This is a genomic window from Streptomyces sp. DH41, from assembly GCF_029813785.1.
In the GTDB taxonomy this organism is placed as follows: domain Bacteria; phylum Actinomycetota; class Actinomycetes; order Streptomycetales; family Streptomycetaceae; genus Streptomyces.
This window is the reverse complement of sequence record NZ_JARVKY010000001.1, coordinates 684,910-709,139: the sequence shown is the minus strand read 5'-3', so window position 1 is coordinate 709,139 and position 24,230 is coordinate 684,910. Positions and strand designations below refer to the sequence as shown.

General features: G+C 73.4%; 17 protein-coding genes. 6 read left to right on the top strand and 11 right to left on the bottom strand.

Features of this window, described 5'->3' with window-relative positions; translation table 11 throughout:
- Positions 1–32: 32 nt before the first annotated feature.
- Positions 33–818, bottom strand: a complete 786-nt coding sequence (locus tag QC283_RS03075; protein ID WP_279559733.1) for an Rv3235 family protein — start codon at positions 816–818, stop codon at positions 33–35.
- Between the two features lie 330 nt (positions 819–1,148).
- Between QC283_RS03075 and QC283_RS03070 the strand changes: the two genes are divergently transcribed.
- From QC283_RS03070 to QC283_RS03060, 3 genes are all read left to right on the top strand, one after another.
- The gene (locus QC283_RS03070; protein ID WP_279559732.1) at positions 1,149–1,706 is read left to right on the top strand and encodes a DUF6912 family protein; all 558 of its coding nucleotides are present in this window, start codon (positions 1,149–1,151) and stop codon (positions 1,704–1,706) included.
- 70 nt (positions 1,707–1,776) lie between these two features.
- On the top strand, positions 1,777–2,448 hold the full coding sequence (locus QC283_RS03065) for an HAD family hydrolase (protein WP_279559731.1): 672 nt from the start codon (positions 1,777–1,779) through the stop codon (positions 2,446–2,448).
- Between the two features lie 564 nt (positions 2,449–3,012).
- Positions 3,013–7,962, top strand: a complete 4,950-nt coding sequence (locus QC283_RS03060; RefSeq protein WP_279559730.1) for an NAD-glutamate dehydrogenase — start codon at positions 3,013–3,015, stop codon at positions 7,960–7,962.
- A gap of 85 nt (positions 7,963–8,047) precedes the next feature.
- On the opposite strand, the gene QC283_RS03055 is transcribed toward QC283_RS03060, so the two are convergent.
- Positions 8,048–8,887 (bottom strand): ABC transporter ATP-binding protein, encoded by an 840-nt coding sequence (locus QC283_RS03055; RefSeq protein WP_279559729.1) that lies wholly within the window; start codon positions 8,885–8,887, stop codon positions 8,048–8,050.
- Positions 8,880–9,809: an ABC transporter permease gene (locus QC283_RS03050; RefSeq protein WP_279559728.1), complete on the bottom strand. Its 930-nt coding sequence runs from the start codon at positions 9,807–9,809 to the stop codon at positions 8,880–8,882. The genes QC283_RS03055 and QC283_RS03050 overlap by 8 nt, the downstream gene beginning before the upstream one ends.
- Before the next feature lie 178 nt (positions 9,810–9,987).
- Here QC283_RS03050 and QC283_RS03045 point away from each other — a divergent pair, with 178 nt between their 5' ends.
- The gene (locus tag QC283_RS03045; protein WP_279559727.1) at positions 9,988–10,614 is read left to right on the top strand and encodes a TetR/AcrR family transcriptional regulator; all 627 of its coding nucleotides are present in this window, start codon (positions 9,988–9,990) and stop codon (positions 10,612–10,614) included.
- Between the two features lie 155 nt (positions 10,615–10,769).
- Positions 10,770–11,207, top strand: a complete 438-nt coding sequence (locus QC283_RS03040) for a glutaredoxin domain-containing protein (RefSeq protein WP_279559726.1) — start codon at positions 10,770–10,772, stop codon at positions 11,205–11,207.
- Between the two features lie 19 nt (positions 11,208–11,226).
- Here the strand turns inward: QC283_RS03040 and QC283_RS03035 are convergent, their stop codons facing one another.
- The 3 genes from QC283_RS03035 to QC283_RS03025 form a co-directional block, all read right to left on the bottom strand.
- Entirely contained in the window at positions 11,227–12,162 is a 936-nt protein-coding gene (locus QC283_RS03035; protein ID WP_279559725.1) for an ADP-ribosylglycohydrolase family protein, read from the bottom strand.
- 12 nt (positions 12,163–12,174) lie between these two features.
- Positions 12,175–13,155, bottom strand: coding sequence for a UDP-glucose 4-epimerase GalE (gene galE, locus QC283_RS03030; RefSeq protein ID WP_279559724.1), 981 nt, complete (start codon positions 13,153–13,155; stop codon positions 12,175–12,177).
- Positions 13,156–13,230: 75 nt separating this feature from the next.
- Positions 13,231–13,701, bottom strand: coding sequence for a MarR family winged helix-turn-helix transcriptional regulator (locus QC283_RS03025; protein WP_279559723.1), 471 nt, complete (start codon positions 13,699–13,701; stop codon positions 13,231–13,233).
- A 124-nt stretch (positions 13,702–13,825) separates the two neighbouring features.
- On the opposite strand from QC283_RS03025, the gene QC283_RS03020 reads away from it, so the two are divergent.
- Positions 13,826–14,239 carry an organic hydroperoxide resistance protein gene (locus QC283_RS03020; RefSeq protein ID WP_279559722.1) on the top strand — a complete coding sequence of 138 codons (414 nt, stop codon included), beginning with the start codon at positions 13,826–13,828 and terminating at the stop codon, positions 14,237–14,239.
- Positions 14,240–14,265: 26 nt separating this feature from the next.
- Here the strand turns inward: QC283_RS03020 and QC283_RS03015 are convergent, their stop codons facing one another.
- The 5 genes from QC283_RS03015 to QC283_RS02995 all read right to left on the bottom strand — a co-directional run bounded on the left by QC283_RS03015 (position 14,266) and on the right by QC283_RS02995 (position 24,222).
- On the bottom strand, positions 14,266–15,831 hold the full coding sequence (locus tag QC283_RS03015) for a hypothetical protein (protein WP_279559721.1): 1,566 nt from the start codon (positions 15,829–15,831) through the stop codon (positions 14,266–14,268).
- Positions 15,832–15,944: 113 nt separating this feature from the next.
- Positions 15,945–17,222, bottom strand: a complete 1,278-nt coding sequence (locus tag QC283_RS03010; RefSeq protein ID WP_279559720.1) for a hypothetical protein — start codon at positions 17,220–17,222, stop codon at positions 15,945–15,947.
- A complete protein-coding gene (locus tag QC283_RS03005; RefSeq protein ID WP_279559719.1) occupies positions 17,219–19,474 on the bottom strand; it encodes a bifunctional glycosyltransferase/CDP-glycerol:glycerophosphate glycerophosphotransferase in 2,256 nt (751 codons plus the stop codon). The genes QC283_RS03010 and QC283_RS03005 overlap by 4 nt, the downstream gene beginning before the upstream one ends.
- A gap of 7 nt (positions 19,475–19,481) precedes the next feature.
- Complete coding sequence (locus tag QC283_RS03000; RefSeq protein ID WP_279559718.1) at positions 19,482–21,701, bottom strand: bifunctional glycosyltransferase/CDP-glycerol:glycerophosphate glycerophosphotransferase; 2,220 nt, start codon at positions 21,699–21,701, stop codon at positions 19,482–19,484.
- 259 nt (positions 21,702–21,960) lie between these two features.
- Positions 21,961–24,222, bottom strand: coding sequence for a bifunctional glycosyltransferase/CDP-glycerol:glycerophosphate glycerophosphotransferase (locus QC283_RS02995; RefSeq protein ID WP_279559717.1), 2,262 nt, complete (start codon positions 24,220–24,222; stop codon positions 21,961–21,963).
- Between the last annotated feature and the right edge of the window lie 8 nt (positions 24,223–24,230).

Genomic DNA, 24,230 nt, shown 5'->3' with positions numbered 1-24,230 from the left:
TCGGCCGTCGGCGGTGTCAGTCGTCGGCGGTGTCAGTCGTCGTCGGTGTGCGGGCGGCGGGGGCCGCCCAGTTCCACCGCCGTGCAGCGCCAGCGCAGGTCGCGGCCCTGCTCCAGCCGGAAGGCCATGGCGCGCAGCCGGTCACCCGCGCCGATGCGGGCGAAGACCTCCAGGGCACCCGGCCGGGGCTCGAAGTAGCCGATGTCGCGGACGACGGGGTGGGCGCCGCGGAGGCGCAGGGGGCCGTGATCGGCGAGGTGGGCCAGATCGTCGTAGGCACGTCCGACGGTGTGGCGGAGCATCGAGTGGACGGGGCGCCGGCCGCTGAGCACGTTCAGGAGCAGCTCGGCGAAGCGGTCGGTGGGGCGGAGCTGGGGAACGGGGTGGCGAGGGGTCTGGGCGGGGACGAGAGGCGCTGCCGGGGCGGGAGCGGCCCCGTGTGCGGCCGGTGCGGCCGGGACGGTCACCGGGGCCCCCGCCGCCGTGCGAGGAGCGGTCCTGGTCGCCCTGCCCGGGCCGGCCGTGGACGGGCGGGTGTCCGTCGGCCTCGTACGGGCCCGCGGGCCCCTGCCCGGGGCACCCGGCGGCCGGCCACCGGGCGCCCCGGACCGTACGGCGCTTCCGCCGGGCCTGCGGGGAGGCGCACCGCCGACCGCGAGGGACGGGGCGTCGGCGGGGACGTACAGCGGTGGTACGCCCGGCGGGCGGGTGGGGTCGCCGCCGGGCCCGCGGGGCGGAGCGGGGACGGGTGAGCCGTCCGGCGCGCGGAGGGGGCTGCTGCTCGGGCGGAGCTGGGTCCGGGTCATGACCTTGCGCATTGGGGGCTCCCCGTTCGGCGGCCCGGATGATACCGGGCAGTAACTTCGTGTTCGGGGATCTTGTACGGGGTGGTGGGGCAGGACGGCAAGGAGGAAGGGGGCGCGTCGAGCGGGCTGGAAGGTTCACCTATCAGAGTGGCCGGGACGGTCGGAGAGCCCGGGGTGGATGGGGTGCACCGGGTGACTTCCGGGGCCGGGAGTGGACGCGTCGGGCGTCATGGGTGGGAACCCGAAAGAGGACACCCGCACGTATCCTGAAGGCTCTTGCAGAGTCATCCGAGGCCATCGGTGGCCTTCGGTGGAGCTCCCGACCACGAAAGCGGAAGTCTCATGCGCGTCTACGTCCCCCTGACCCTCGCCGGCCTCGCCGAGGCGCACAGGACGGGAGAGCTGGGGACCGGGCCGCTCGTCGCCTACGCCGTCACACCGGCGCTGCGCGAGTGGTACCGCTCGGACGACCTAGAGGAGCTGGAGTACGCCGCCCTGAGCCGCGCCGCCCTGGCCTCGCTGCGGTTGCTGGCGGACCGTGCGGGTGCGGGTGCGGGTGCGACGCGGCGCCGGGTCGTGGTCGCCGCAGACGTGGCCGACGGCGCGGCCTCGGCCGGCCCGGGCCGGAGGCTCGAGGGCGACGCGGAGCGGGGGACCGAGGACGACGCGGCGTCGCTGGGCGAGGTGCTGCTCGCCGGGCCACTGCGGCTGGCCAAGGCGGCCGCGGTGCACGTCGACTCCGCCGACGCGGAGGCGGACGTGAGCGCGGCGGTGGAGGCCCTCGCCGCGGCGGACGGCGGGGACGACGACGCCCAGTCCGTCGTGGACGGGGCGGAGGACCACGAGCTGCTGTGGTACGCGACGCAGGAGATCCCGAACCTGGTGGGCCCCGGTCACTGACGTCCTGCCGTCGTGGCCCCCGCCTCGGCACCCTTCTTGATTGTCAGTGGCGGCGGGTACGTTTTCGGGCATGGGGATGCAGACAGGGGCGCACATCGTCTGGGACTGGAACGGGACGCTGTTCCACGACAACGACGCGATCATCAGGGCGACGAACGCCGCGTTCGCCGAGCTGGGTCTGGCGGCGATCACGCTGGAGCAGTACCGGGCGCTGTACTGCGTGCCGGTGCCGAAGTTCTACGAGCGGCTGATGGGGCGGCTGCCCACCGAAGCCGAGTGGGAGGTCATGGACGCGACCTTCCAACGCCACTACACCGAGCACCGGGTGCGGTGCGGGCTCACCGACGGTGCGGTGGAGCTGCTCGCGGGCTGGCGGTCGGCGGGGCGCAGCCAGTCGATTCTCAGCATGTACGGGCACGACGAGCTTGTGCCGCTGGTCAAGGGGCTCGGGATCGAGACGCACTTCATACGCGTCGACGGGCGGACCGGGCCGTCCGGGGGCAGCAAGGCCGAGCACATGGTGCGGCACCTCGCGGAGCTGGCGCTGGCCGGGGTGGAGCCCGCTCGCACGGTGGTCATCGGGGACGCCGCCGATGACGCGGTGGCCGCGCGGCATGTGGGGGCGGGAGCGGTGCTGTACACCGGGGGGTCGCACAGCCGGGCCAGCCTCGAGGTGGTCGGGGTGCCGGTGGTGGACACGCTGGGGGAGGCCGTGGCGGAGGCGGCGCGGCTGGCGGCGTGAGGGTGGCGCGGGTGCTGTGGCGCCGTCGACCGCGCGGTGGGGTGCGGTGCGGGGTCGATGCGGTGCGGTGCCCGGTGCGGGCGTCGGCCGGGGGTGTGCGCAGCCGATGGTGCTCCCGGCGGTGTGCCCGGCGGGGTTCTGTGCAAAACGTCAAAGTTTCGACCCCGGTTTTGTACACATACGGCTCGTGACGGGGGCCCGGCAAGGAGCGATAGCCTTGTGGCGTGATCAGCGCGATAGCTCGCGGGGGCACTGGTGCCCCCGCCCCGCGCCCGGTGCGCACGGACGACATCCGTGTCCGGGCGGCGGTCGCTGATCCTCGCGGGCGGGACGGGGCATCGAAGGCCCCCGGTACGGCGCCGCGCACTCCCCGGACGGTGACGGCGAGAGCGATGTCACATCCGGCGTGCGTGGCGACATTGGCTGATATGCCCCCGCTCTCCTCGCCCTGCGGCATAGCGTCGGAACGGACCGGACACCCCGTGTCCCGACGTCATGCCGGAAGGCAGGAGACCGTACTTCCTTCTACGTCACGCAACGGCGCGCGACAGGAGTCAGAGGACAATGCAGACCAAGCTGGACGAAGCCAAGGCCGAGCTGCTCGAAAGGGCTGCGCGGGTAGCTGAGAACAGCCCGGTCGGGGTGAACCTACCGACTGGGACGACGGGCGAGGGCACACCGGACACTCCCGGGACCCCGGACCACGCATCCGTGTCCGCGTTCCTCCAGCGCTACTACCGGCATACCGCCCCGGAGGACCTGGCCGACCGCGACCCGGTCGACATCTTCGGAGCCGCCGTCTCGCACTACCGGCTGGCGGAGCACCGCCCGCAGGGCACGGCGAACGTGCGGGTGCACACCCCGACGGTCGAGGAGAACGGCTGGACGTGCAGCCACTCCGTCGTCGAGGTGGTCACGGACGACATGCCCTTCCTCGTCGACTCCGTGACCAACGAGCTGACCCGGCAGGGCCGCGGCATCCACGTCGTCGTCCACCCGCAGATCGTGGTGCGGCGCGACGTCACCGGCAGGCTCGTCGAGGTGCTCGCCGGTCCGCCCACCGCCGACCTGCCGCACGACGCGCACGTCGAGTCCTGGATCCACGTCGAGTTCGACCGCGAGACCGAGCGCGGCGACCTGAAGCAGATCACCGCCGACCTGCTGCGTGTCCTGAACGACGTCCGGGAGACCGTCGAGGACTGGGGCAAGATGCGCGACGCGGCCGTCCGCATCGCGGACCAGCTGCCGACGGAGCCCTCGCCCGGCGACCTCCCCCCGCGTGAACTGGAGGAGGCCCGCGAGCTGCTGCGCTGGCTGGCCGACGACCACTTCACCTTCCTCGGCTACCGCGAGTACCAGCTGCGCGGCGACGACTCCCTCGCCGCCGTCGCCGGTACCGGCCTCGGCATCCTGCGCTCCGACCCGCACCACGCGGCCGACGAGAGCCACCCGGTCAGCCCGTCCTTCGAGCGGCTGCCCGCCGACGCCCGGGCCAAGGCCCGCGAGCACCGGCTGCTGGTGCTGACCAAGGCGAACAGCCGGGCCACCGTGCACCGGCCGTCGTACCTGGACTACATCGGCGTCAAGAAGTTCGACGAGAACGGCAACGTGGTCGGCGAGCGCCGCTTCCTCGGCCTGTTCTCCTCCGCCGCCTACACCGAGTCCGTCCGCCGCGTCCCGGTCATCCGGCGCAAGGTGGAGGAGGTGCTGGAGCGGGCCGGCTTCTCGCCCCACAGCCACGACGGGCGGGACCTGCTGCAGATCCTGGAGACGTACCCGCGCGACGAGCTGTTCCAGACCCCGCCGGACGAGCTGCAGGCCATCGTCACCTCCGTGCTCTACCTCCAGGAGCGGCGCCGCCTGCGCCTCTACCTGCGCCAGGACGACTACGGCCGCTACTACTCGGCCCTCGTCTACCTCCCCCGCGACCGCTACACCACCGGTGTCCGGCTGCGGATCATCGACATCCTCAAGGAGGAACTCGGCGGCACCAGCGTCGACTTCACCGCCTGGAACACCGAGTCGATCCTGTCCCGGCTGCACTTCGTGGTCCGCGTCCCGCAGGGCACCGAGCTGCCGCAGCTGTCCGACGCCGACAAGGAGCGCATCGAGGCCCGCCTCGTCGAGGCCGCCCGCTCCTGGGCCGACGGGTTCGCCGAGGCGCTGACCGCCGAGGTCGGCGAGGAGCGGTCCGCGGAACTGCTGCGCCACTACGGGAGCGCCTTCCCCGAGGGCTACAAGGCCGACCACGGCCCGCGCTCCGCGGTCGCCGACCTCGGTCACCTGGAGCGGCTCGACGCGGAGCGGACGTTCGCGCTGAGCCTGTACGAGCCGGTCGGTGCCGCGCCCGAGGAACGGCGTTTCAAGATCTACCAGAAGGGCGGCCAGGTCTCCCTGTCGGCCGTCCTGCCGGTGCTCAGCCGCCTCGGCGTCGAGGTCACCGACGAGCGGCCGTACGAGCTGCGCCGCGCGGACCGCACGACCGCCTGGATCTACGACTTCGGGCTGCGCATGCCCAAGTCGGTGGCGGGCGGCGCCGAGTACCTCGGCGACGACGCGCGCGAGCGCGTCCAGGACGCCTTCGCCGCCACCTGGACCGGCCAGGCGGAGAACGACGGCTTCAACGCCCTCGTGCTCAGCGCCGGACTGACCTGGCGGCAGGCGATGGTGCTGCGCGCGTACGCCAAGTACCTGCGGCAGGCCGGCTCGACGTTCAGCCAGGACTACATGGAGGACACCCTCCGCAACAACGTCCACACCACGCGGCTGCTCGTCTCCCTGTTCGAGGCGCGGATGGCCCCGGAGCGGCAGCGCGCGGGGCACGAGATCGTCGACGCCCTGCTCGAGGAGGTCGACGCGGCCCTCGACCAGGTCGCGAGCCTCGACGAGGACCGCATCCTGCGCTCCTTCCTCACCGTCATCAAGGCGACGCTGCGGACGAACTTCTTCCAGGAGACGAGCGGCGGCGAGCCGCACGACTACGTCTCCATGAAGTTCGACCCGCAGGCCATCCCCGACCTGCCCGCACCGCGTCCGGCGTTCGAGATCTGGGTGTACTCGCCGCGTGTCGAGGGCGTGCACCTGCGCTTCGGCAAGGTCGCGCGCGGTGGTCTGCGCTGGTCGGACCGCCGGGAGGACTTCCGCACCGAGATCCTCGGCCTGGTCAAGGCGCAGATGGTGAAGAACACCGTCATCGTGCCGGTCGGCGCCAAGGGCGGCTTCGTCGCCAAGCAGCTGCCCGACCCGAGCGTCGACCGCGACGCCTGGATGGCCGAGGGCATCGCCAGCTACCGGACCTTCATCTCGGCGCTGCTCGACATCACCGACAACATGGTGGCCGGCGAGGTCGTGCACCCGGCGGACGTCGTCCGCCACGACGAGGACGACACCTACCTCGTCGTCGCCGCCGACAAGGGCACCGCGAAGTTCTCCGACATCGCCAACGAGGTCGCCGAGTCCTACAACTTCTGGCTCGGCGACGCCTTCGCCTCCGGCGGCAGCGCGGGCTACGACCACAAGGGCATGGGCATCACCGCCCGCGGCGCCTGGGAGTCCGTCAAGCGGCACTTCCGGGAGCTGGGCGTGGACACCCAGACCCAGGACTTCACCGTCGTCGGCGTCGGCGACATGTCCGGTGACGTCTTCGGCAACGGCATGCTGCTCAGCGAGCACATCCGCCTGGTCGCCGCCTTCGACCACCGGCACATCTTCGTCGACCCGACCCCGGACGCGGCCACCTCGTACGCCGAGCGGCGCCGCCTGTTCGAGCTGCCGCGCTCGTCGTGGGCGGACTACGACACCGCGCTGCTCTCGGCGGGCGGCGGCGTCTTCCCGCGCTCGGCCAAGTCGATCCCGGTCAACGGCCACCTGCGCGAGGCCCTCGGCATCGAGCCCGGCATCACCAAGATGACCCCGGCCGAGCTGATGAAGGCGATCCTCACCTCCCCGGTGGACCTGCTGTGGAACGGCGGCATCGGTACGTACGTCAAGGCGTCCACCGAGTCCAACGGCGACGTCGGCGACAAGGCCAACGACGCCATCCGCGTCGACGGCAAGGACCTGCGGGTCCAGGTCGTCGGCGAGGGCGGCAACCTGGGCATGACCCAGCTGGGGCGGATCGAGTTCGCGCTGCACGGCGGCAGGATCAACACCGACGCCATCGACAACAGCGCGGGCGTGGACACCTCCGACCACGAGGTGAACATCAAGATCCTGCTCAACGGTCTCGTCAAGGACGGCGACATGACCGTCAAGCAGCGCAACAAGCTGCTCGCCGAGATGACCGACGAGGTCGGCGCGCTGGTCCTGCGCAACAACTACGCGCAGAACACGGCGATCGCCAACGCGCTGGCCCAGTCCAAGGACATGCTCCACGCCCAGCAGCGCTTCATGCGCCACCTGGTGCGGGAGGGCCACCTCAACAGGGCCCTGGAGTTCCTGCCCACGGACCGCCAGATCCGCGAGCGCCTCAACACCGGACACGGCCTGACCGGCCCGGAGACGGCCGTGCTGCTGGCGTACACGAAGATCACGGTCGCCGAGGAGCTGCTGCACACCTCGCTGCCCGACGACCCGTACCTCAAGGGCCTGCTGCACGCCTACTTCCCGACGGCGCTGCGCGAGCGGTTCGGCGACCGGATCGACGGCCACCCGCTGCGCCGCGAGATCACCACGACCGTCCTGGTCAACGACACGGTCAACACGGGCGGTACGACGTATCTGCACCGGATGCGCGAGGAGACCGGCGCGTCGCTGGAGGAGATCGTGCGGGCGCAGACCGCGGCCCGGGCGATCTTCCGCTCCTCCCCGGTGTGGGACGCGGTGGAGGCCCTGGACACCAGGGTCGAGGCCGGTGTGCAGACCCGTATCCGGCTGCACTCGCGCCGCCTGGTCGAGCGCGGCACGCGCTGGCTGCTCAACAACCGGCCGCAGCCGCTGGAGCTCGCCGAGACGGTGGACTTCTTCGCCGAGCGCGTCGAGCAGGTCTGGTCGCAGCTGCCCAAGCTGCTGCGCGGCGCGGACGCGGAGTGGTACCAGCACATCTACGACGAGCTGACCGCCGCCGGGGTCCCGGACGAGCCGGCCACGCGGGTGGCCGGGTTCTCCTCGGCCTTCCCGACGCTGGACATCGTGTCGGTGGCCGACCGCACGGGCAAGGAGCCGCTGGACGTCGCCGAGGTGTACTACGACCTCGCCGACCGGCTGAGCGTCACCCAGCTCATGGACCGGATCAGCGACCTGCCCCGCATCGACCGCTGGCAGTCCATGGCCCGCGCGGCGATCCGCGAGGACCTGTACGCGGCGCACGCGTCGCTGACCGCCGACGTCCTGGCGGCGGGGAACGGCACGTCGACGCCCGAGCAGCGGTTCCAGGCGTGGGAGCGGAAGAACGCGGCGATCCTCGGCCGGGCCCGCACCACGCTGGAGGAGATCCACGGCTCGGACGAGTTCGACCTGTCCAACCTGTCGGTGGCGATGCGGACGATCCGGACACTGCTGCGCACGCACGCGTGACGGGGTGACGCCCTGACGGCGTCACCGTGTCGGGCGCCCCGGGCCGTGCGGCCCGGGGCGCCTCCGCGTCAGGCGGGCGCGCCGTTCACGCGGCCGCCTTCGCCTTGGGCTTCGCCGGCCGGTCCGGACCGCCCGTGAACTTCTCGTACTCCCTCAGGACCTCCTCCGTCGGCCCGTCCATGCGCAGCTCACCGCGCTCCAGCCACAGCACCCGGTCGCAGGTGTCGCGGATGGACTTGTTGCTGTGGCTGACCAGGAACACCGTGCCGGCGTGCTTGCGCAGCTCCCGGATGCGTTCCTCGGAGCGCTTCTGGAAGGAGCGGTCGCCGGTGGCCAGGGCCTCGTCGACGAGGAGGACGTCGTGGTCCTTGGCGGCGGCGATGGAGAAGCGCAGCCGGGCTGCCATGCCGGAGGAGTACGTGCGCATCGGCAGGGTGATGAAGTCGCCCTTGTCGTTGATCCCGGAGAAGTCGACGATCTCCTGGTAGCGCTCCTTGATCTGCGCGCGGGACATGCCCATCGCCAGGCCGCCGAGGTGCACGTTGCGCTCGCCGGTGAGGTCGTTCATCAGGGCGGCGTTGACGCCGAGGAGGGAGGGCTGGCCGTCCGTGTAGATGCGGCCGTTCTCCACCGGGAGCAGGCCGGCGACCGCCTTGAGCAGGGTGGACTTGCCGGAGCCGTTGGTGCCGATCAGCCCGATGGCCTCGCCCCGGTACGCCACGAACGACACGTTCTTCACGGCGTGCACCCGGCGTACGCCCGCCGCCTTCTCGGCCTTCTTCCGGCGCACGATGCGGTTGAGGGCGGCGGTCGCCGAGCCCCGGCCGGCGCCGGTGCCGTTGACCCGGTAGACGATGTCGACGCCGTCGGCGACGACGGTGGGGACGCGCTCGCCCTCCTGCTTGCTGTGGGTGTTCTCAGCCACGACCGTACGTCTCCTCGGCCTTCCAGAAGTAGATGAAGCCGCCGATCCCGGCGAGCAGCGCCCAGCCCGTCGCGAGCGCCCACACGTGGGGCGGCAGGGCGCTCCCGTCGAAGGTGTCGATCAGGGCGAAGCGCATCAGGTCGATGTAGACGACGGCGGGGTTGAGCTGGAGCACGGTGCCGACCCAGGACGGCAGGCCGCTGTCCGGGCCGGTCATGTGGTCGATGCTGAACATGACGCCCGAGCCGTACATCCAGGTGCGCAGCAGGAACGGCATCAGCTGGGCGGCGTCGGGGATCTTGGACCCGACCCGGGCCATGAGCAGCGAGACGCCGGTGTTGAACGTGAACTGCAGGACCAGGGCCGGGACCGCCAGCACCCAGGACGCGGCGGGCGGTACGCCGAAGGCGAGCAGGATGACGAGCAGCGCGGCCATCGAGAACAGCAGCTGCTGGAGCTGCTGGAGGCAGAAGGAGACCGGCAGCGCGGCCCGCGGGAAGTGCAGGGCGCGTACGAGTCCGAGGTTGCCGGAGATGGCCTTGGTGCCCGCCATGATCGAGCTCTGCGTGAACGTCCACACGAACACGCCGGTGACCAGGAACGGGACGAAGTCCTCCACGCCCCGGCTGGTGTTCATCAGCACGCCGAAGATGAAGTAGTACACCGCCGCGTTGAGCAGGGGCGTCATCACCTGCCAGACCTGGCCCAGCTTGGCCTGGCTGTACTGGGCGGTGAGCTTGGCGGTGGAGAAGGCGGTGATGAAGTGCCGGCGCGCCCACAGCTGTCGGACGTACTCGGGCAGGGAGGGGCGGGCGCCGCTGACCGACAGACCGTGGCGGGCGGCGAGGTCCGCGAGGTCGTGGTCGGCGGCGTGGGCGGCCGGGGCCGCAGTCGGGGGCGGTGTGTGGAGGACCTGGCTCACATCCGCTGCTTTCAGCTCGGAGGGGGGAGGGGGAGGAGGGGCGGCGCCCGTCGTTCACCTGGGTGATCCGGCGCGTTCATTTACGTCGGGACGGGACCGTATCGTCGTAACGTGAGCGTAGGGCGTGGTGGCGTCGGAACGCAACCGTTTCGTCGTAACGCCCCTATGCTTGGCTCGTATGACGACCAACGCCGACGAGCCGCAGCCGCGACCGCGCCGCCGGGCCCCCGCCGGGGCGGCGGTGCTCCGCGAGGACGTGACGGAGGCCATCCGGGCGGCGGTCTTCGGGGAACTCGCGGCGGTCGGCTACGCACGGATGTCCATCGAGGGCATCGCGCGCCGCGCGGGCGTCGGCAAGACGGCCGTCTACCGGCGCTGGCGTTCCAAGCTGCACCTGGTGCTCGACATCGTCTCCGCGCTCGCCGTGCAGGGCCTGCCCGCGCCCGACACCGGGTCCCTGGAGGGCGACCTGCGGCTGCTGTACGAGGTGACGTCCCGTGCCCTGCGCCACCCGGTGGCCTCGCAGATCATCCCCGACCTCCAGGCGGAGGCGGCCCGCAACCCCGACATCGCGGAAGCCATGCAGAAGACCCTGCGGGAGGGCCAGGACGGCGTCGCCAGCAAGATCCTGGCGGCGGCCGAACAGCGGGGTGAGATCGCCGCCGGCCTCGACACCGACCTGGCCCTGGACCTGATCTCGGGCCCGCTGTACTGGCGCTCGGTGGTCATCCGCGGCCCGAAGCCGCCGAAGGGGTACCTGGGGGCGCTGGCACGGGCCACGGCCGAGGGCCTGAAGGCGCTGTGAGGCGGATGCACGGCCACGGCCGAGGGGCTGAAGGCGCTGTGAGGCGGACCGGGGGCTGACGACCGCGAATCCCGCACGTCCGGGCCCGAGCTCGGAGGCGGGCGTGCGGCGCACGGCCTGTCCGGGCTTCGGCTCAGTCGATAGCCTGTGGCGCTATGAGGCGTGCGTGGATGGTGCCGGGGCTGCTGGTGGTCTCTGGCTCGGGTGCTGCGACCGGGCTGATCGCCCAGGGGAGACTCGGCACAGCCGTCGCACTCCTGCTGCTGTTCGTGCTGCTGGCGGTCGTGCACTCGCCTCTGGTCTTTCCGAGGTCGATCGGCGCGCTGGAGGCGCGACGCCGCAGCGCCGCCGACGGCCGGCCGATCGTCTACTGGCGGCCGGGGTGCGCGTACTGTCTGCGACTGCGCTTCCGGCTGGGCCGGGGCGCCCGCCGGCTGCACTGGGTCGACATATGGCGTGACCCGGAGGGGGCGGCGGTGGTGAGAGCGGCCAACGACGGCAACGAGACCGTGCCCACGCTCATGGTGGCGGGCCGGCCGCATGTCAACCCCGATCCCGACTGGGTGCGCGAACAGGTCCTCTCCCGCGGGTGAACGGGTCCGCTGCTCTGGGTCAGCCGCCCAGCCCCCGGGTGAGGACGGCCAGTTCCGACGTGCGCAGCACCCGCCCGCCGAACCCCGGCAGCGGTACGCGCAGGGCATCGGTCCAGCGGGTGGGGACGGCCGCGATGCCGTGCACGGCCCCGGCCAGTGCGCCGGTGACGGCGGCCACGGTGTCGGTGTCGCCGCCGAGGTCGATCGCGGCGCGCACGGCGTCCTCGTAGGAGGAGGTCGTACGCAGCGCCCACAGGGCGGAGCCGAGGCAGGGCCAGACGGCGCCGTTGAACTCGGTCGCCAGGCCGGGGTGCCAGTCGGCGGCGAGGACGGTGGCGTAGCGGGCGCGGTGGTCGGGGTGGACCGCGTGCAGGGTGCCGGGCAGGGCGGTGAGCGGGTCGTCGCCCGCCAGGGCGACCCGCACCAGCTCGTGGAAGACCGCCGTGCCCTCCCACGCCGCGCGGTCCCCGTGGGTGAGCGCGGCGAGGCGGCGGGCGGCGTCCATGGTGGTGTCCCGGCCCAGGGGCGCGAAGTGCACGGCGGACGGTGCGGCCCGCATCAGGGCGCCGTTGCCCGCGCCCCGCCCGTTGGCCCGGAAGTGCAGGGCGGCGGCCGTGTCCCAGGGGTCGCCGGAGCTGAGTACCGCTTCTGTCTGGAGGCCGATGTCCTTCGGGTCGGCGGCGGCCCAGCGCCGGAACCGCCAAAAGACGTCCGGCAGGTCGAGCCGGCCGCGCTCCAGCAGGGACTCGGCGACCAGGACCGCCATCTGGGTGTCGTCCGTGGCCTCGCCCGGGTCCCAGCCGCCGCCCCCGCACATCTCGCCGCCCTGTCCGGGGCGGGGGAAGCGGGCGGAGAAGGCTCCTTCCGGCCCGAACTCGAAGGGCGCGCCCAGGGCGTCGCCGACGGCCGACCCGATGACGGCGCCGAGGGCGCGCTCGGAGCGGGAAGGGTTCATCGCCGGGTGGTGTCAGTCCCGCGCCGCCCCCGGATGCAGCCGTACCCAGCCTGCCCAGGCCGACGTGATCATGTCCTCGACGTCGTACTTGGCCTTCCAGCCCAGTTCCACGGCGGCGCGGTCGGCCGAGGCGACCACGCGGGCCGGGTCGCCGGGGCGGCGGGGAGTGACCGTCGGGGGGTGGTCGTGACCGGTGAGGGTGTTGACGCGGTCGATCATCTCGCGGACGGAGACGCCCTCGCCCCGGCCGATGTTGAGGGTGAGGGAGCGTCCGGGGGAGGCCGCCAGGCCGCGGGCCGCGGCGACGTGGGCCTCGGCCAGGTCGGCCACGTGAATGTAGTCGCGGACGCAGGTGCCGTCCGGCGTCGCGTAGTCGTCGCCGAAGACGCGCGGGGCGGCGCCCTCCGTCAGCTTCTCGAAGACCATCGGGACGAGGTTGTAGACGCCGGTGTCGGCCAGCTCCGGGCTCGCGGCGCCCGCCACGTTGAAGTACCGGAGGCAGGCCGTGGACAGTCCCGTCGCCCGGCCGGTCGCGCGGACCAGCCACTCACCGGCCAGCTTGGTCTCGCCGTACGGGGACATGGGCAGGCAGGGCGTCTCCTCCGTCACCAGGTCGACGTCGGGCATGCCGTACACGGCCGCGGAGGAGGAGAAGACGAAGGACCGGACGCCGGCCGACGTGACCGCCTCCAGCAGGACGCGCAGGCCCTCGACGTTCTCCCGGTAGTAGCGCAGCGGCTGGTCCACCGACTCGCCGACCTGCTTCTTGGCGGCCAGGTGCACCACCCCGGTGACGGCGTGATCGGTCAGGGCGCGCGCGACCCGCTCGCCGTCCAGGACCGAGCCCACCACCAGGGGGACACCGTCGGGCACGCGCTCGGCGATCCCGGTGGACAGGTCGTCGTACACGACCGCCTTCTCGCCCGCCTCGGTCATCGCCCGTACGACGTGCGCCCCGATGTATCCGGCGCCGCCGGTGATCAGCCAGGTCATTGCGGCCGTCCCCTCGTCAGTGGTCCTCGGTAGTCATGATCCGTCATCCCGGCACCCGGGTGGGCACCGCACCCCTCAGGACGGGTCGGGGGCCGACTCGGTGCCGTACGCGTCGATGGCCGCCGTGAGCCGGTCGAGGCGGGCGCGCAGGTCCTGTACCTCGGCGAGGTCCAGGCCGGTCGCCGCGGCGATCCGGCGCGGGACCTCGACGGCCCGCTCGCGCAGCGCCACGCCCCGCGCGGTCAGCCGTACCTCCACCGACCGCTCGTCGCGCGCGCTGCGCTCCCGCCCGACCAGGCCTGCCGTCTCCAGCCGCTTGAGCAGCGGCGAGAGCGTGCCGGAGTCGAGCCGCAGATGCTCGCCGAGCTTCTTGACCGGCAGTTCCCCGTGCTCCCACAGCACCAGCATGACCAGGTACTGCGGGTAGGTGAGGCCGAGGTCCTTGAGGACCACGCGGTAGACGCCGTTGAAGGCGCGCGAGGCGGCGTTCAGGGAGAAGCAGATCTGCTGGTCCAGGCGGAGCCAGTCCGTTGCGGGCGTGGTCATGCCTTCCAGGGTAGCCGACAGCCTTGTCCGCGATTTAGTTGTGCGCAATTGAATTGCGTGCTCTACTTGTCGTCGTCAGGCGTCGCCACGACGCTTCTCCCCGAATCGAGAGGGACGGTCTCCCATGGACGCGCTCTACACCGCCGCCGCCACCGCCACCCACGGCCGCGACGGCCGCACCGTCAGCTCCGACGGCACGCTCGATCTCGCGCTCGGCGTCCCCGCCGAGATGGGCGGCAACGGGCAGGGCACCAACCCCGAGCAGCTGTTCGCCGCCGGGTACGCCGCCTGTTTCGGCAGCGCCCTCGGCCTCGTCGGCCGGCAGGCGAAGGTCGACGTCAGCGACGCCGCGGTGACCGCCGAGGTCGGCATCGGCAAGCAGGGCGAGGGCTTCGCGCTCGCCGTCACCCTCCGGGTCGAGCTGCCCGAGGGCCTGGACGAGGAGACCGGCCGCAAGCTGGTCGAGCAGGCCCACCAGGTCTGCCCGTACTCCAACGCCACCCGCGGCAACATCCCGGTCGACCTCGTCATCGAGTAGCCGTCGGCGCGCCACCCGGCAGGCGCTCACCCGACCCGCGCCAGCACCTCTCCCGTCCGTCCGCTCCACGCCACCACCACCGCCTCCTCGGGCACCCGCTGCCAGCGGGTCAGCAGCAGCCAGCGGACGTGGTAGCGGCGGACGACGCCGGCGCGCTCGGCGCGGGTCGAGCCGGGCGCGAGGTACGCCTCGACGTCGGCCACCCGCCGGGCGCGCTCCCGCTCGTCCAGCGACGGGTCCGGCCAGGCGGGCGCCGCCAGGTTCGGTCCGTACCCGGCGATGGCGTGCCCGGCGTAGTAGCCGTCGGTGATCACGACCTCGCCGGGGCCGATGTGCCGGGCCGCCCACTCGTACGCCGGCCAGCTCGGCGGCTGCTCGAAGCCGACCGGGTCCAGCGCGCGCGGCACCACCGCCCCGGCGTGGACCGTGAGGAAGCCCAGCAGGGCCCCCGCGGCCGCCGCCCGGCCCAGTGCCCCGCGCCACCGCCCCCACGGCCGGGGCGCCGCCAGCTCCACCGCCAGGGCGAACTGGAGCGGCACGAGCGTGAGCCCGAGGATCCGGCCGTAGGTGTAGTGGCCGCTGAACCAGCCGTACGCCACCACCGCGCAGTCCAGCGCGAACATCAGCACCAGCGGGTCGCGCGCCGACCGGCGTCCGCGCAGCCACAGCGCCGGCAGCCCGAGCAGCGCCAGCCAGAACTCCCCGGGCAGGTGCAGGTACAGGACCCGGTGCATGCCGTCCACGCTGTCGTCGCCGGCCAGCGCGAACACGTCGAAGTACGGCCACACCGCCGCCGTCGCCACCGCCACGGCGCCCGTCAGTGCCCACCGCCCGGCGATCGCCCCGCGCGGTCCGTGCCGCCACCCGTGCTGCCATCCGGCCACCAGCGCGACCGCGCCCAGTGCCGCCGCCACCGCCGTGATCGGGTGGACGAGGAGGATCAGGCCGTACAGGGCGCCCAGACCCGCGTACCCGGGCAGCCCTCGCAGGCCGCTCGGTCCCACGTACCGCACCCGGCGCGCGTCCCGCGCCCGCGCCCCGGTCAGCGCCCAGGCCCAGAAGGTGAGCCCGATCGCGAACGCCGACGGGTAGCCGAGGTTGCCCGTCATCGACATCAGCCCGAGATAGCCGCTCCACCAGGCCCGCTCGGTACCCCACAGGAGCGTCATCGCGCCCAGGGCCAGCACCGGCGCCCACGGCCGCGGGGTCAGTACCCGTACGAAGCGGCCCAGCCCGGTCAGCAGCACCAGCAGGTTCACCGGCCCGGCGAGCCGCACCACCTCCCAGCCGCCCAGCCCGGTCAGCCGGGCGAACAGGCCCTGGGCCACCGCGTACGGCGAGTAGTAGGCGCTCCCGGCGCCGGGGAGGTCGGCCATCGGGTGGCGGGGGTGCAGGAGGTCTGCCTTCAGGCGCTCCACGACGGCCGCGTGCTGGCCGGCGTCGCAGCACAGCGGCACCGCCCAGTACGCCAGCGTCATCAGCAGGAAGAAGAGGAAGCCGGCGGCCTGGTACGGGGTGGGGCGCCAGGAGCGGCCGCCGCGCAGCGCCGTCGAGCCGCGCACGGACCGCCGGACGAGGACACCGGCGCTCACGGGATGGTCGAAAGGTGGGACATTCGGGGCATTTGCCGTATGTTCCCGGTGATCCCACCGAGGTCAATGGCCTGCCCTCACATCACCTCATCGAGTGACGCCCACCGTGATGTTCAGCCGGTCGCGCGGGCCCGCTCGGTGTGCCCCTGCGCGGGCAGCGACACCCGCTCCCGCACCACCGGCTCCAGCAGCAGCGGCACCCCCACCACCGGCAGCAGCCACGCCAGCACGATCAGCCGCCCGCCCCAGATGTTGATGTCCGGATGCCCGGCCTGGGTGAGGATCCCGGTGAACGCCGCCGCGACCAGGAAGACACCGGCCGCGCCCCCGCGCCGCAGCGCGCCCCACGCCCCGGCGGCCAGGGCCGCGATGAACAGCGGCTCCCACGCCTGCCGGCGCAGCCACTCCACCCAGAAGTTGCCCTGCAACTGCCAGAACTCCGCCCACGGCCGTTCCCGGTCGGGCCGGGCGAAGTGGCCGGTGAGCAGGTCCTGCAGACTGTCGGTCACCGTGGGGTGGTGCAGCAGCCGCGCCAGGGCCAGCGTCACGACGACGCCGGCCAGGCCGACCGCCGCGAGCGACAGCACCTCCCGGCCCGGCGGCCGGCCCCGCCGGTGCCGTCGCAGGGCGATCAGCGCGCCGGCCGCCGCCAGACAGAACCCGAGGAACAGCGCCTGCGAGTGCTTGACCGTGAACAGCGCGAGCAGCGACCCGGCGACCAGCGCGAGCCCGGCCCGGGTGCGCCCCGCCCGCACCACCAGCGCACAGCCCCACACCGCCGCCAGGGTCAGCGCCATCAGCAGCCCCTCGGTCATCGGGCGCATGGCGGTCGTCCCGCACGGCAGTACGTAGTACAGCGCCTGTCCGGTCAGCGCGAGCGGCACCGGCACGGACAGCGTGCGCAGGATCAGGAAGGCCAGGACACCGCCCGCGGACGCGATGACGACGCCCGCCGCCCACAGACCCCACGTCGCCCCGAAGGCCATGACGAACGGCACCAGGAACACCGGGTAGCCGGGCCGCGCCTCGAAGATCCGCATGAAGCGCTCCGGCATGTACGGCACGGTGTGCCCGCCGGTCTGCCCGGCCGCCAGCCGCGGCTCCACCGCCCGCCACTCCCGCTCCCGGCACTCGGACGTCACCGGTCCGGTGGGGTCGGGGCGGTGGAAGCGGACGACGTGCACGCTCTGGTCGCGGCGGGCCTTCGCCGCCTCGCTCGCGCACGCGTAGTCGATGGTCGCCGCCGCCACCTCGCGTTTGGTCCCGCCACCGAGGCTCAGGGCGTACGACAGGTAGTTCTTGGTGTCGGGCGTGTCCCGGCCGGTGACGTTCGCGAGCTGGAGCAGGGCGAACACCGCGGCCAGGGCCAGCACCCAGGTACGCGGCCTCACGAGGAGGTCAGCGCGTCGTGGCCGGCCCCGGCGGTGCGGGCGCCGGGGACGCCCCGGGGCTCCGGGCCGGGCATCGCCTCGCCCAGCATCAGCGTCCGGACCACTCGCTCGGCGGCCCGCCCGTCGTCGTACTCGCAAAACCGCGCCCGGAAGGCGGACCGCAGCCGCGTAGCCTCCTCGTCCCGCCACGCCCCGGAGGCCAGCAGCCAGGCCAGCTCCCGGTAGGAGCGCGAGACATGGCCCGGCGCGTCGGCGGTGATGTCGAAGTAGGCGCCGCGGCTCGCCGCGTACGCGGCCCAGTCGTCGGCGTGGATCACGATCGGCCGGTCCAGGAGGACGTAGTCGAACATCAGGGCGGAGTAGTCGGTGATCAGCAGGTCGGAGGCGAGCATCAGCTCCTCGACGTGCGGTTCGCCGGTCGCGTCGACCAGGACGCCCCGCCGGTGCAGCTCGGACAGGCCCATGCCGCGCGCCGGCCCGGTGGCGAGGGACGGGTGCAGCCGGACCACGAGGGTGTGTCCGTCGCCGAGGTCGGCGGCGAGCCGGGCCAGGTCGATCCGCTCCACGTGCCCGCCCCGCCGGTAGTCGCGGCGGGTCGGCGCGTACAGCACGACGGTGTGGCCGTCGGGGACGCCGAGCCGCTCGCGGACCCGGCGGCCGTCCTGTGGCCCGGCGCCCACCAGCACGTCGTTGCGCGGACTGCCGGTGCGCGCCGACGTGAAGTGGCACGGGTACGCCCGCTCCCACACCCGCTCGGCGTACCGGCCGGCGACCAGGCTGTAGTCCCAGCGGTCGGCCCGGCGCAGCATCTGCGGCACGTCCAGGCCGTGCCGGGCGCCGGGCCGGCCCAGCAGGTCGGCGCCCATGTACTTGAGCGGGGTGCCCTGGTGGGTGTGGATGTGGACGCTGCCGGGACGCTTGGCCACGGCACCGGGCCAGTTGACGTTGTTGACGAAGAACGTGGCCCGCTCGGTCACCCGGCGCCAGGCGGGACTGCCGAGGATCACGTGCTCCGTGTCCGGCGGCAGCGCGGCCGTGTCCGCCGCGTACTCCTCGTCGCGCACCACCCACACCCCGCGCAGGTGCGGGGCGATCTCGCGGGCCTTGCGGTGGATCGCCGCGGGGTCGCCGAGCACGCCCCGGTGGGAGAAGGCCGAGTAGACGGCCAGGCCGGGATCCAGCGGACGGCGGGTGTTCACCGCGGTCCGCACCCGCCCCAGCCGCCCGCCGACCGCCCCGTGCGCCTGCCGCGCCCGCCGCTCCAGCTCCCGGCCCGCCCGTTTGGACCGGTGCCGCAGCCGGTAGGCCGCGTACCCGAGGGCGCCGCCGTCCAGGACCCGCAGCCCGTCCGGGATCTCGGCGCCCTCGGGCCGGTACGCGCGGAACATCTCGGCGGTGCGCCGGAAGAACTCGGCCTTGTCGCGCGGGGGCAGCCGGTCCGGCTTGGACAGGATGTCCAGGCAGTGCTCACCCATCTTGGCGTGCAGGAACGGCCGCCACCGGGCCAGGTGCGGGCGGGCGTCGAGGAACGCGAAGACCCGCTCGTACTGCGCGTGGACGTCGAAGTGCCTGCGGCTGGTGGTGGACAGGATGTTGCCCTGGCGGCGCTGCCGGTAGTTCAGGCAGACGCGGTCCAGCGTGGCGATCCGCCCGGCGGAGAACATGACCGGGAACGTCCACGGCGTGTCCTCGTAGTAGCCCGGCGGGAAGGTGAAGCCCTCACGCTCGACGAAGTCGCGCCGGTGGGCCTTGTTCCAGACCACCATCAGCAGGTCGAGGATCTCGGGGTGCCCGGCGGCGGTGAAGGTCCCGTCGGCGGTGCCGGCCCCCGCCTCGGCCAGGACGTGGGCCAAGACGTTGCGCCGGGTGCCGCCCCACCAGTACGTGCGCGCGTAGTCGAAGACCAGGACGTCCGGGTCGGCCGTCTCCGCGAGCCGGTCGGCCATCGCGCGCAGGGCGCCCGGGGTGAGCGTGTCGTCGCTGTCGAGGAAGAGGAGGTAGTCGCCGGTGGCGAGCGGCAGCCCGGCGTTGCGGGCCCGGCCGAGGCCCACGTTCTCCTCCAGGTGCAGTACGCGCACCCGCTCGTCACGGGCGGCGTACTCGTCGAGGATCGCGCCCGAGCCGTCCGGCGAGCAGTCGTCCACGGCGACGACCTCGATGTCCCGGTAGGACTGGTCCAGCACCGAGTCGAGGCACTCGCGCAGGAAGCCCTGCACCTTGAAGCAGGGGATGATGACGCTGAAGCGGGGCACTGCGGGATCAGCTCCTTACGAAGGTGGCGGCGGCGGGGGCCGGGACGCGCTCCGCGAGCGGGATCACGGGCGGCAGCGCCTCGGGCGGCTCGCCCAGCAGCACCCGGCGTACGACGCGCTCGGCGGCCCGGCCGTCGTCGAACTCGCAGAACCGCTCCCGGAACGCCGCCCGCGACGCCGCCGAGGCGGGGCCGGCGTAGGTGCCGTCGTGGAAGACGCGGGCCAGCTCCTCGGGCGTGCGCACCACCGGGCCGGGCGGCGTTGTCATCAGGTCGAAGTAGACGCCGCGCGTCTCCCGGTAGACGTCCCAGTCGTCGGCGTACACGACGATCGGCCGGTCCAGGTTGGCGTAGTCGAACATGATCGACGAGTAGTCGGTGACCAGCGCGTCGGCGGCCAGGCACACGTCCTCGGAGGAGCGGTGCGCGGTGACGTCGATGATCCGTCCGGTGCTCCGCGCGCCGCCCCGGTCGTGGAAGTAGTGGGCGCGCAGCAGCACCACCACGTCCTCGCCGGCCGCCTCGCAGAACGCCTCCAGGTCCAGGCCGCCGGTGCCCGGCCCGGTGTCGGGACCGGTCGCGTAGTCCCGGTGGGTGGGCGCGTAGAGGACGGCCGTCTTTCCTTCCGGTACGCCCAGTTCGCGCCGGACGCGGGCGACGTCGTCGGCGGTCGCCGTGCAGTAGACGTCGTTGCGCGGATAGCCGTACTCCAGGTTCTCGTAGGAGCCGGGGAAGGCGCGCTCCCACATCTGGGTGGAGTGGCGGTTGGCGGAGAGGTTGTAGTCCCAGCGGTCCACGCGGCCCAGCAGCTTGGCGAAGCTGCCGCTGGCCGCCGCCACCACGGGGTACGTCGACTGGTCGACGCCCATCGTCTTCAGCGGGGTGCCGTGCTGCGTCTGCACGTGCACGCTGCCGGGGCGCTTGACGACGTCCTCGGCGAAGTTGGCGTTGTTGACCAGGTACTTGGCGCGGGCCAGCACGTCCCAGTAGCGGCGGCTGCCGATCACGGCGTGGTCGACGTCCTCGGGGACCGTGTGCGCCTGGCCGGGCTCGACCAGGAACACCGACCGCAGGTGCGGGGCGAGTTCGCGGGCCCTGGCGTGGATCGCGGCCGGGTTGCAGGCGTAACCGCGGCCCCAGTAGGCGCAGTACACGACGAGGTCGGGATCCAGCGGGCGGCGCAGCCGGAGGCGGTAGCGCAGGCGGGTGCGCAGACCGTGCGGGCAGGGCAGGCGGCCCAGCACCCCGGTCGCCGCGCGGTTGGCGGCGCGCAGGGCACGGAAGGCGGCGTACGACCCGGACGCCAGCAGCCGGTGCTGCACCCCGAGCCGGCCGCCCGGGGGCCGGAAACCGGCGGGGCGGTGGCGCCGGTACAGGCCGCTCGCCCGGCGGAAGAAGGCGCGGCGCCCCTGGCGCGTCAGGCGCCGGGGGTGCGTGGCGGTCTTCAGGACCGCGGCGAAGAGCTGCTCGAACAGCGGGCCGCGCCGCTCGGGCGGCAGCCTTCGCGCGGCCGCGTCCGCGAGCGCCAGTTCGGCCTGGTCGAGGAGGTCCGCGTGGTGCTCGCCGGGCAGGTTCAGCCGGTTGCCCTGGCGCCGCACCAGATGCCGTACGACCACGGAGCGCAGCACGGCCACGCGTTCGGCGCGCGCCGCGACCAGGGCGCCGAAGCCGACGTCCGTGAAGTGCCCGTCGGGGAAGGCCAGTCGCCGTTCGGTGAGGAAGGTACGGCGGTAGACCGCGCTCCACGCGGGCAGCCGCACGCCGGTGAGGTGCGGGGCGCGGTCGGGGGCGAAGGCGCCGTCCGGGGCCTTCGCCAGCAGCGGGGCGGCCGGGTTGGTCGTCTCGCCCTCCCACCAGGGCACCCGCTCGTGCTCGGTGTACAGCACGTCGACGCCGCCGGTGTCCGCCAGCCGCGCGTCCAGCGCCGCCAGCGCGCCCGGGACGAGGATGTCGTCGCCGTCCAGGAACAGCAGGTACGCGCCGGTCGCCGCCCGCATCCCGGTGTTGCGGGCCCCGGCCAGCCCGGCCGACGGCGGCGAGTGCGTGGGCGCCACCCGGGAGTCCCGCTCGGCGCGCTCCTGGACGACCTCCGCCTCGGCGCGGTCCGGGGCGTCGTGGACGGGGATCAGCTCGAAGTCACCGAAGGACTGGGCGAGGACCGAGTCCAGCGCCAGGGACAACCGCCCCGCGACCCCATGGGACGGGACGATGATGCTGAAGCGGGGCATACTGCTCTTTCTCTCGTTCTCCTGGTCGCACGGGAGCCGCCTGTCCGGCGTCAGTCGCCTGCCCGGTGGGAGCCTCCTGTCCGGCGGGCGCCTCCTCGGTTGCCGCGTCTGCCGTGGCTGCCGACTGCCGCGTCCGCCGCACCCGCCGGTCCTGCCGTCCGGCGGCCCGGCCGTCCTGTCGGACGCCAGGTGGGCGGCCGGGTCGGAGTGGGCCGCGACGAACTGCGGGGCATGCGAACTCCCAGTGGGCAAACGGCGGTCAGAGGCTGTCGGTGACGGTGCGGGGCCCGGCGGGTTTCGGCACCGTGGCCAGCGGGGTGCGCGCGAGGGCCGAGGCGGCGGAGGGCGCGGGGTGCCGTTCGGCGAGCGGCACGACCGGAGCCAGGGCCGTCTCGCCCAGCACCACGCGGCGTACGACGCGCTCGGCGGCGCGGCCGTCGTCGTACGGGCAGAACCGCTCGCGGAAGTCGGCCCTGAGCCGGTCGGAGCGGGCTCCGCGCCAGTGCCCGTCGGCGAAGATGTCGATCAGCTCGTCCTCGTCCCGCGCGATCGCGCCCGGCGGGACGGCGCTCAGGTCGAAGTAGGTGCCGCGGGCCGCCTCGTACGCCTCCGGCTCGTCCGCGTGGATCACGATCGGCCGGTCCAGGCCCGCGTAGTCGAACATCAGCGACGAGTAGTCGGTGACGAGGGCGTCCGAGGCCAGGCACAGCGACTGAACGCTCGGGTGATCGCTGACGTCGAGGATCCGGCCCCCGGACTCGGCGAGCGGACCGCCGCGTTGGGGGTGGGCGCGGGCCAGCACCATGAAGCGGGGACCGAGGCGGGTGAGGACGCGCTCCAGGTCCAGGGCCGCGCGCTGGGTGCGCCGGTAGTCGCGGTGGGTGGGCGCGTAGAGGATCGCGACCGTGCCCTCGGGGATGCCGAGGCTCTCGCGCAGCCGGGCCACGTCCGCCGGCGTCGCCCGCTGGAGGACGTCGGTGCGGGGCTGGCCGTACTCCAGCGTGGTGTAGCCGCCGGGGTGGACGCGCTCCCAGGTCAGGGTGGAGTGGCGGTTGGCGGAGACGACGTAGTCCCAGGAGTCGACGTCGCGCAGCAGCCGGGCGAAGTCGGTGCCGGCCGCGGCGGCCGGGCGTTCCTGGAGGTCCAGGCCCATGTGCTTGAGGGGGGTCCCGGCCTGCGTCTGGATCAGGACCTGTCCCTTCCGCTTGAGCAGGCCGGCGTCGAAGGCGGTGTTGTGCACCAGGTAGCGGGAGCGGGCCAGCGCCGTCCAGTAGGCCGCCGTGCCCGGGGTGAGGCGGCGCGTGCCGGTCGGGATCGTGTGGTGGTGCGCGGGGTCGGCGGCCCACGCGGTGCGCACGTGCGGGACGACCTCGCGGAACGCCTCCTCCAGCGCGCCCGGGTCGCAACCGTGCCCCCGGCCCCCGTCGGCGGCGAAGAGGGCGCGGTCGGCGCGCAGGGGGAGGCGGCGCTGGACGCGGTAGTGCAGGCGGAGGGTGGCGGCCCGTGCGGCGCGCAGCAGCTTGGCGCTGCCCTTCACCGTCCGGCGGTGCAGGGCGGACGTCAGCCGCAGGGCCTCGTAGGTGCGGCGCAGGCCGAGGCGGAGCAGGGCGTGGCGCAGGCGGACGGGCAGCGGGGCGGGGGCGCCGGGGACCCGGTAGCGGCGGCAGTGGACGCGGGCCCGGCGCAGGAACTCGCCGCGCAGGGAGCGCGGGAGGCGGTCGGGGCGGGTGAACACCGTCGTCAGGTGGTCGGCCATGCGGCGGTAGAGCACCGGCCGCCAGCGGCCCGGCTCCGGGTGCGACTCCAGGAACGCGAAGACGCGGTCGTACTGCGCGAACACGTCGAGGTGCCGCTCGCTCGGCGTGCCCAGGATGCTGCCCCGCCGGCGCTGCCGGTAGTGGACGCAGACCCGGTCCAGGGTGGCGATGGACTGAGCCGTCATCAGGACCGGGTACGTCCACGGGGTGTCCTCGTAGTAGCCGGGCGGGAAGGTGAAGCCCTCGCGCTCGGCGAACTCCCGTCGCACCGCCTTGTTCCAGGCCACCATCAGCAGCTTCAGCAGCCCCGGCCGGTCGGGGAGCCGGAAGGGCGCCGGGCCCTCTTCGGTGAGGTGCGCGGCGGCCTGGTTGCGGACCGCCTCGCCCGACCACCGGGTACGCGCGTAGTCGTAGACCAGGACGTCGGGATCCCCGGTCTCCTTGATCCGGTCGGCGACGGCCCGCAGCGCGCCCGGGGTGAGGGTGTCGTCGCCGTCGAGGAAGACCAGGTAGTCGCCGCTCGCCCGTTCCATCCCGGCGTTGCGCGCGGGACCCAGGCCCTGGTTCCGGGTCAGGTGCACGGCCTGTACGCGCGGGTCGCGGGCCGCGAACTCGTCGGCGATCGCGCCGCAGGCGTCCGGCGAGCAGTCGTCGACGACGATCAGTTCGAGATCCGGGTACGACTGGGACAGCACCGACTCCAGGCACGCGTGCAGATACGCCTGGACCTGGTACGCGGGGACGATGACACTGAACCGGGGCACGGGGCATC

What these genes read in the sequence shown, in the direction of transcription:
- QC283_RS03020 (WP_279559722.1), top strand. Translation starts at nt 13,826, where the DNA reads ATGGACGCGCTCTACACCGCCGCCGCCACCGCCACCCACGGCCGCGAC.
- QC283_RS03025 (WP_279559723.1), bottom strand. Translation starts at nt 13,701, where the DNA reads ATGACCACGCCCGCAACGGACTGGCTCCGCCTGGACCAGCAGATCTGC.
- QC283_RS03045 (WP_279559727.1), top strand. Translation starts at nt 9,988, where the DNA reads ATGACGACCAACGCCGACGAGCCGCAGCCGCGACCGCGCCGCCGGGCC.
- QC283_RS03035 (WP_279559725.1), bottom strand. Translation starts at nt 12,162, where the DNA reads ATGAACCCTTCCCGCTCCGAGCGCGCCCTCGGCGCCGTCATCGGGTCG.
- QC283_RS03000 (WP_279559718.1), bottom strand. Translation starts at nt 21,701, where the DNA reads ATGCCCCGCTTCAGCATCATCGTCCCGTCCCATGGGGTCGCGGGGCGG.
- QC283_RS03070 (WP_279559732.1), top strand. Translation starts at nt 1,149, where the DNA reads ATGCGCGTCTACGTCCCCCTGACCCTCGCCGGCCTCGCCGAGGCGCAC.
- QC283_RS03060 (WP_279559730.1), top strand. Translation starts at nt 3,013, where the DNA reads ATGCAGACCAAGCTGGACGAAGCCAAGGCCGAGCTGCTCGAAAGGGCT.
- QC283_RS03040 (WP_279559726.1), top strand. Translation starts at nt 10,770, where the DNA reads ATGAGGCGTGCGTGGATGGTGCCGGGGCTGCTGGTGGTCTCTGGCTCG.
- galE (WP_279559724.1), bottom strand. Translation starts at nt 13,155, where the DNA reads ATGACCTGGCTGATCACCGGCGGCGCCGGATACATCGGGGCGCACGTC.
- QC283_RS03065 (WP_279559731.1), top strand. Translation starts at nt 1,777, where the DNA reads ATGGGGATGCAGACAGGGGCGCACATCGTCTGGGACTGGAACGGGACG.
- QC283_RS03075 (WP_279559733.1), bottom strand. Translation starts at nt 818, where the DNA reads ATGCGCAAGGTCATGACCCGGACCCAGCTCCGCCCGAGCAGCAGCCCC.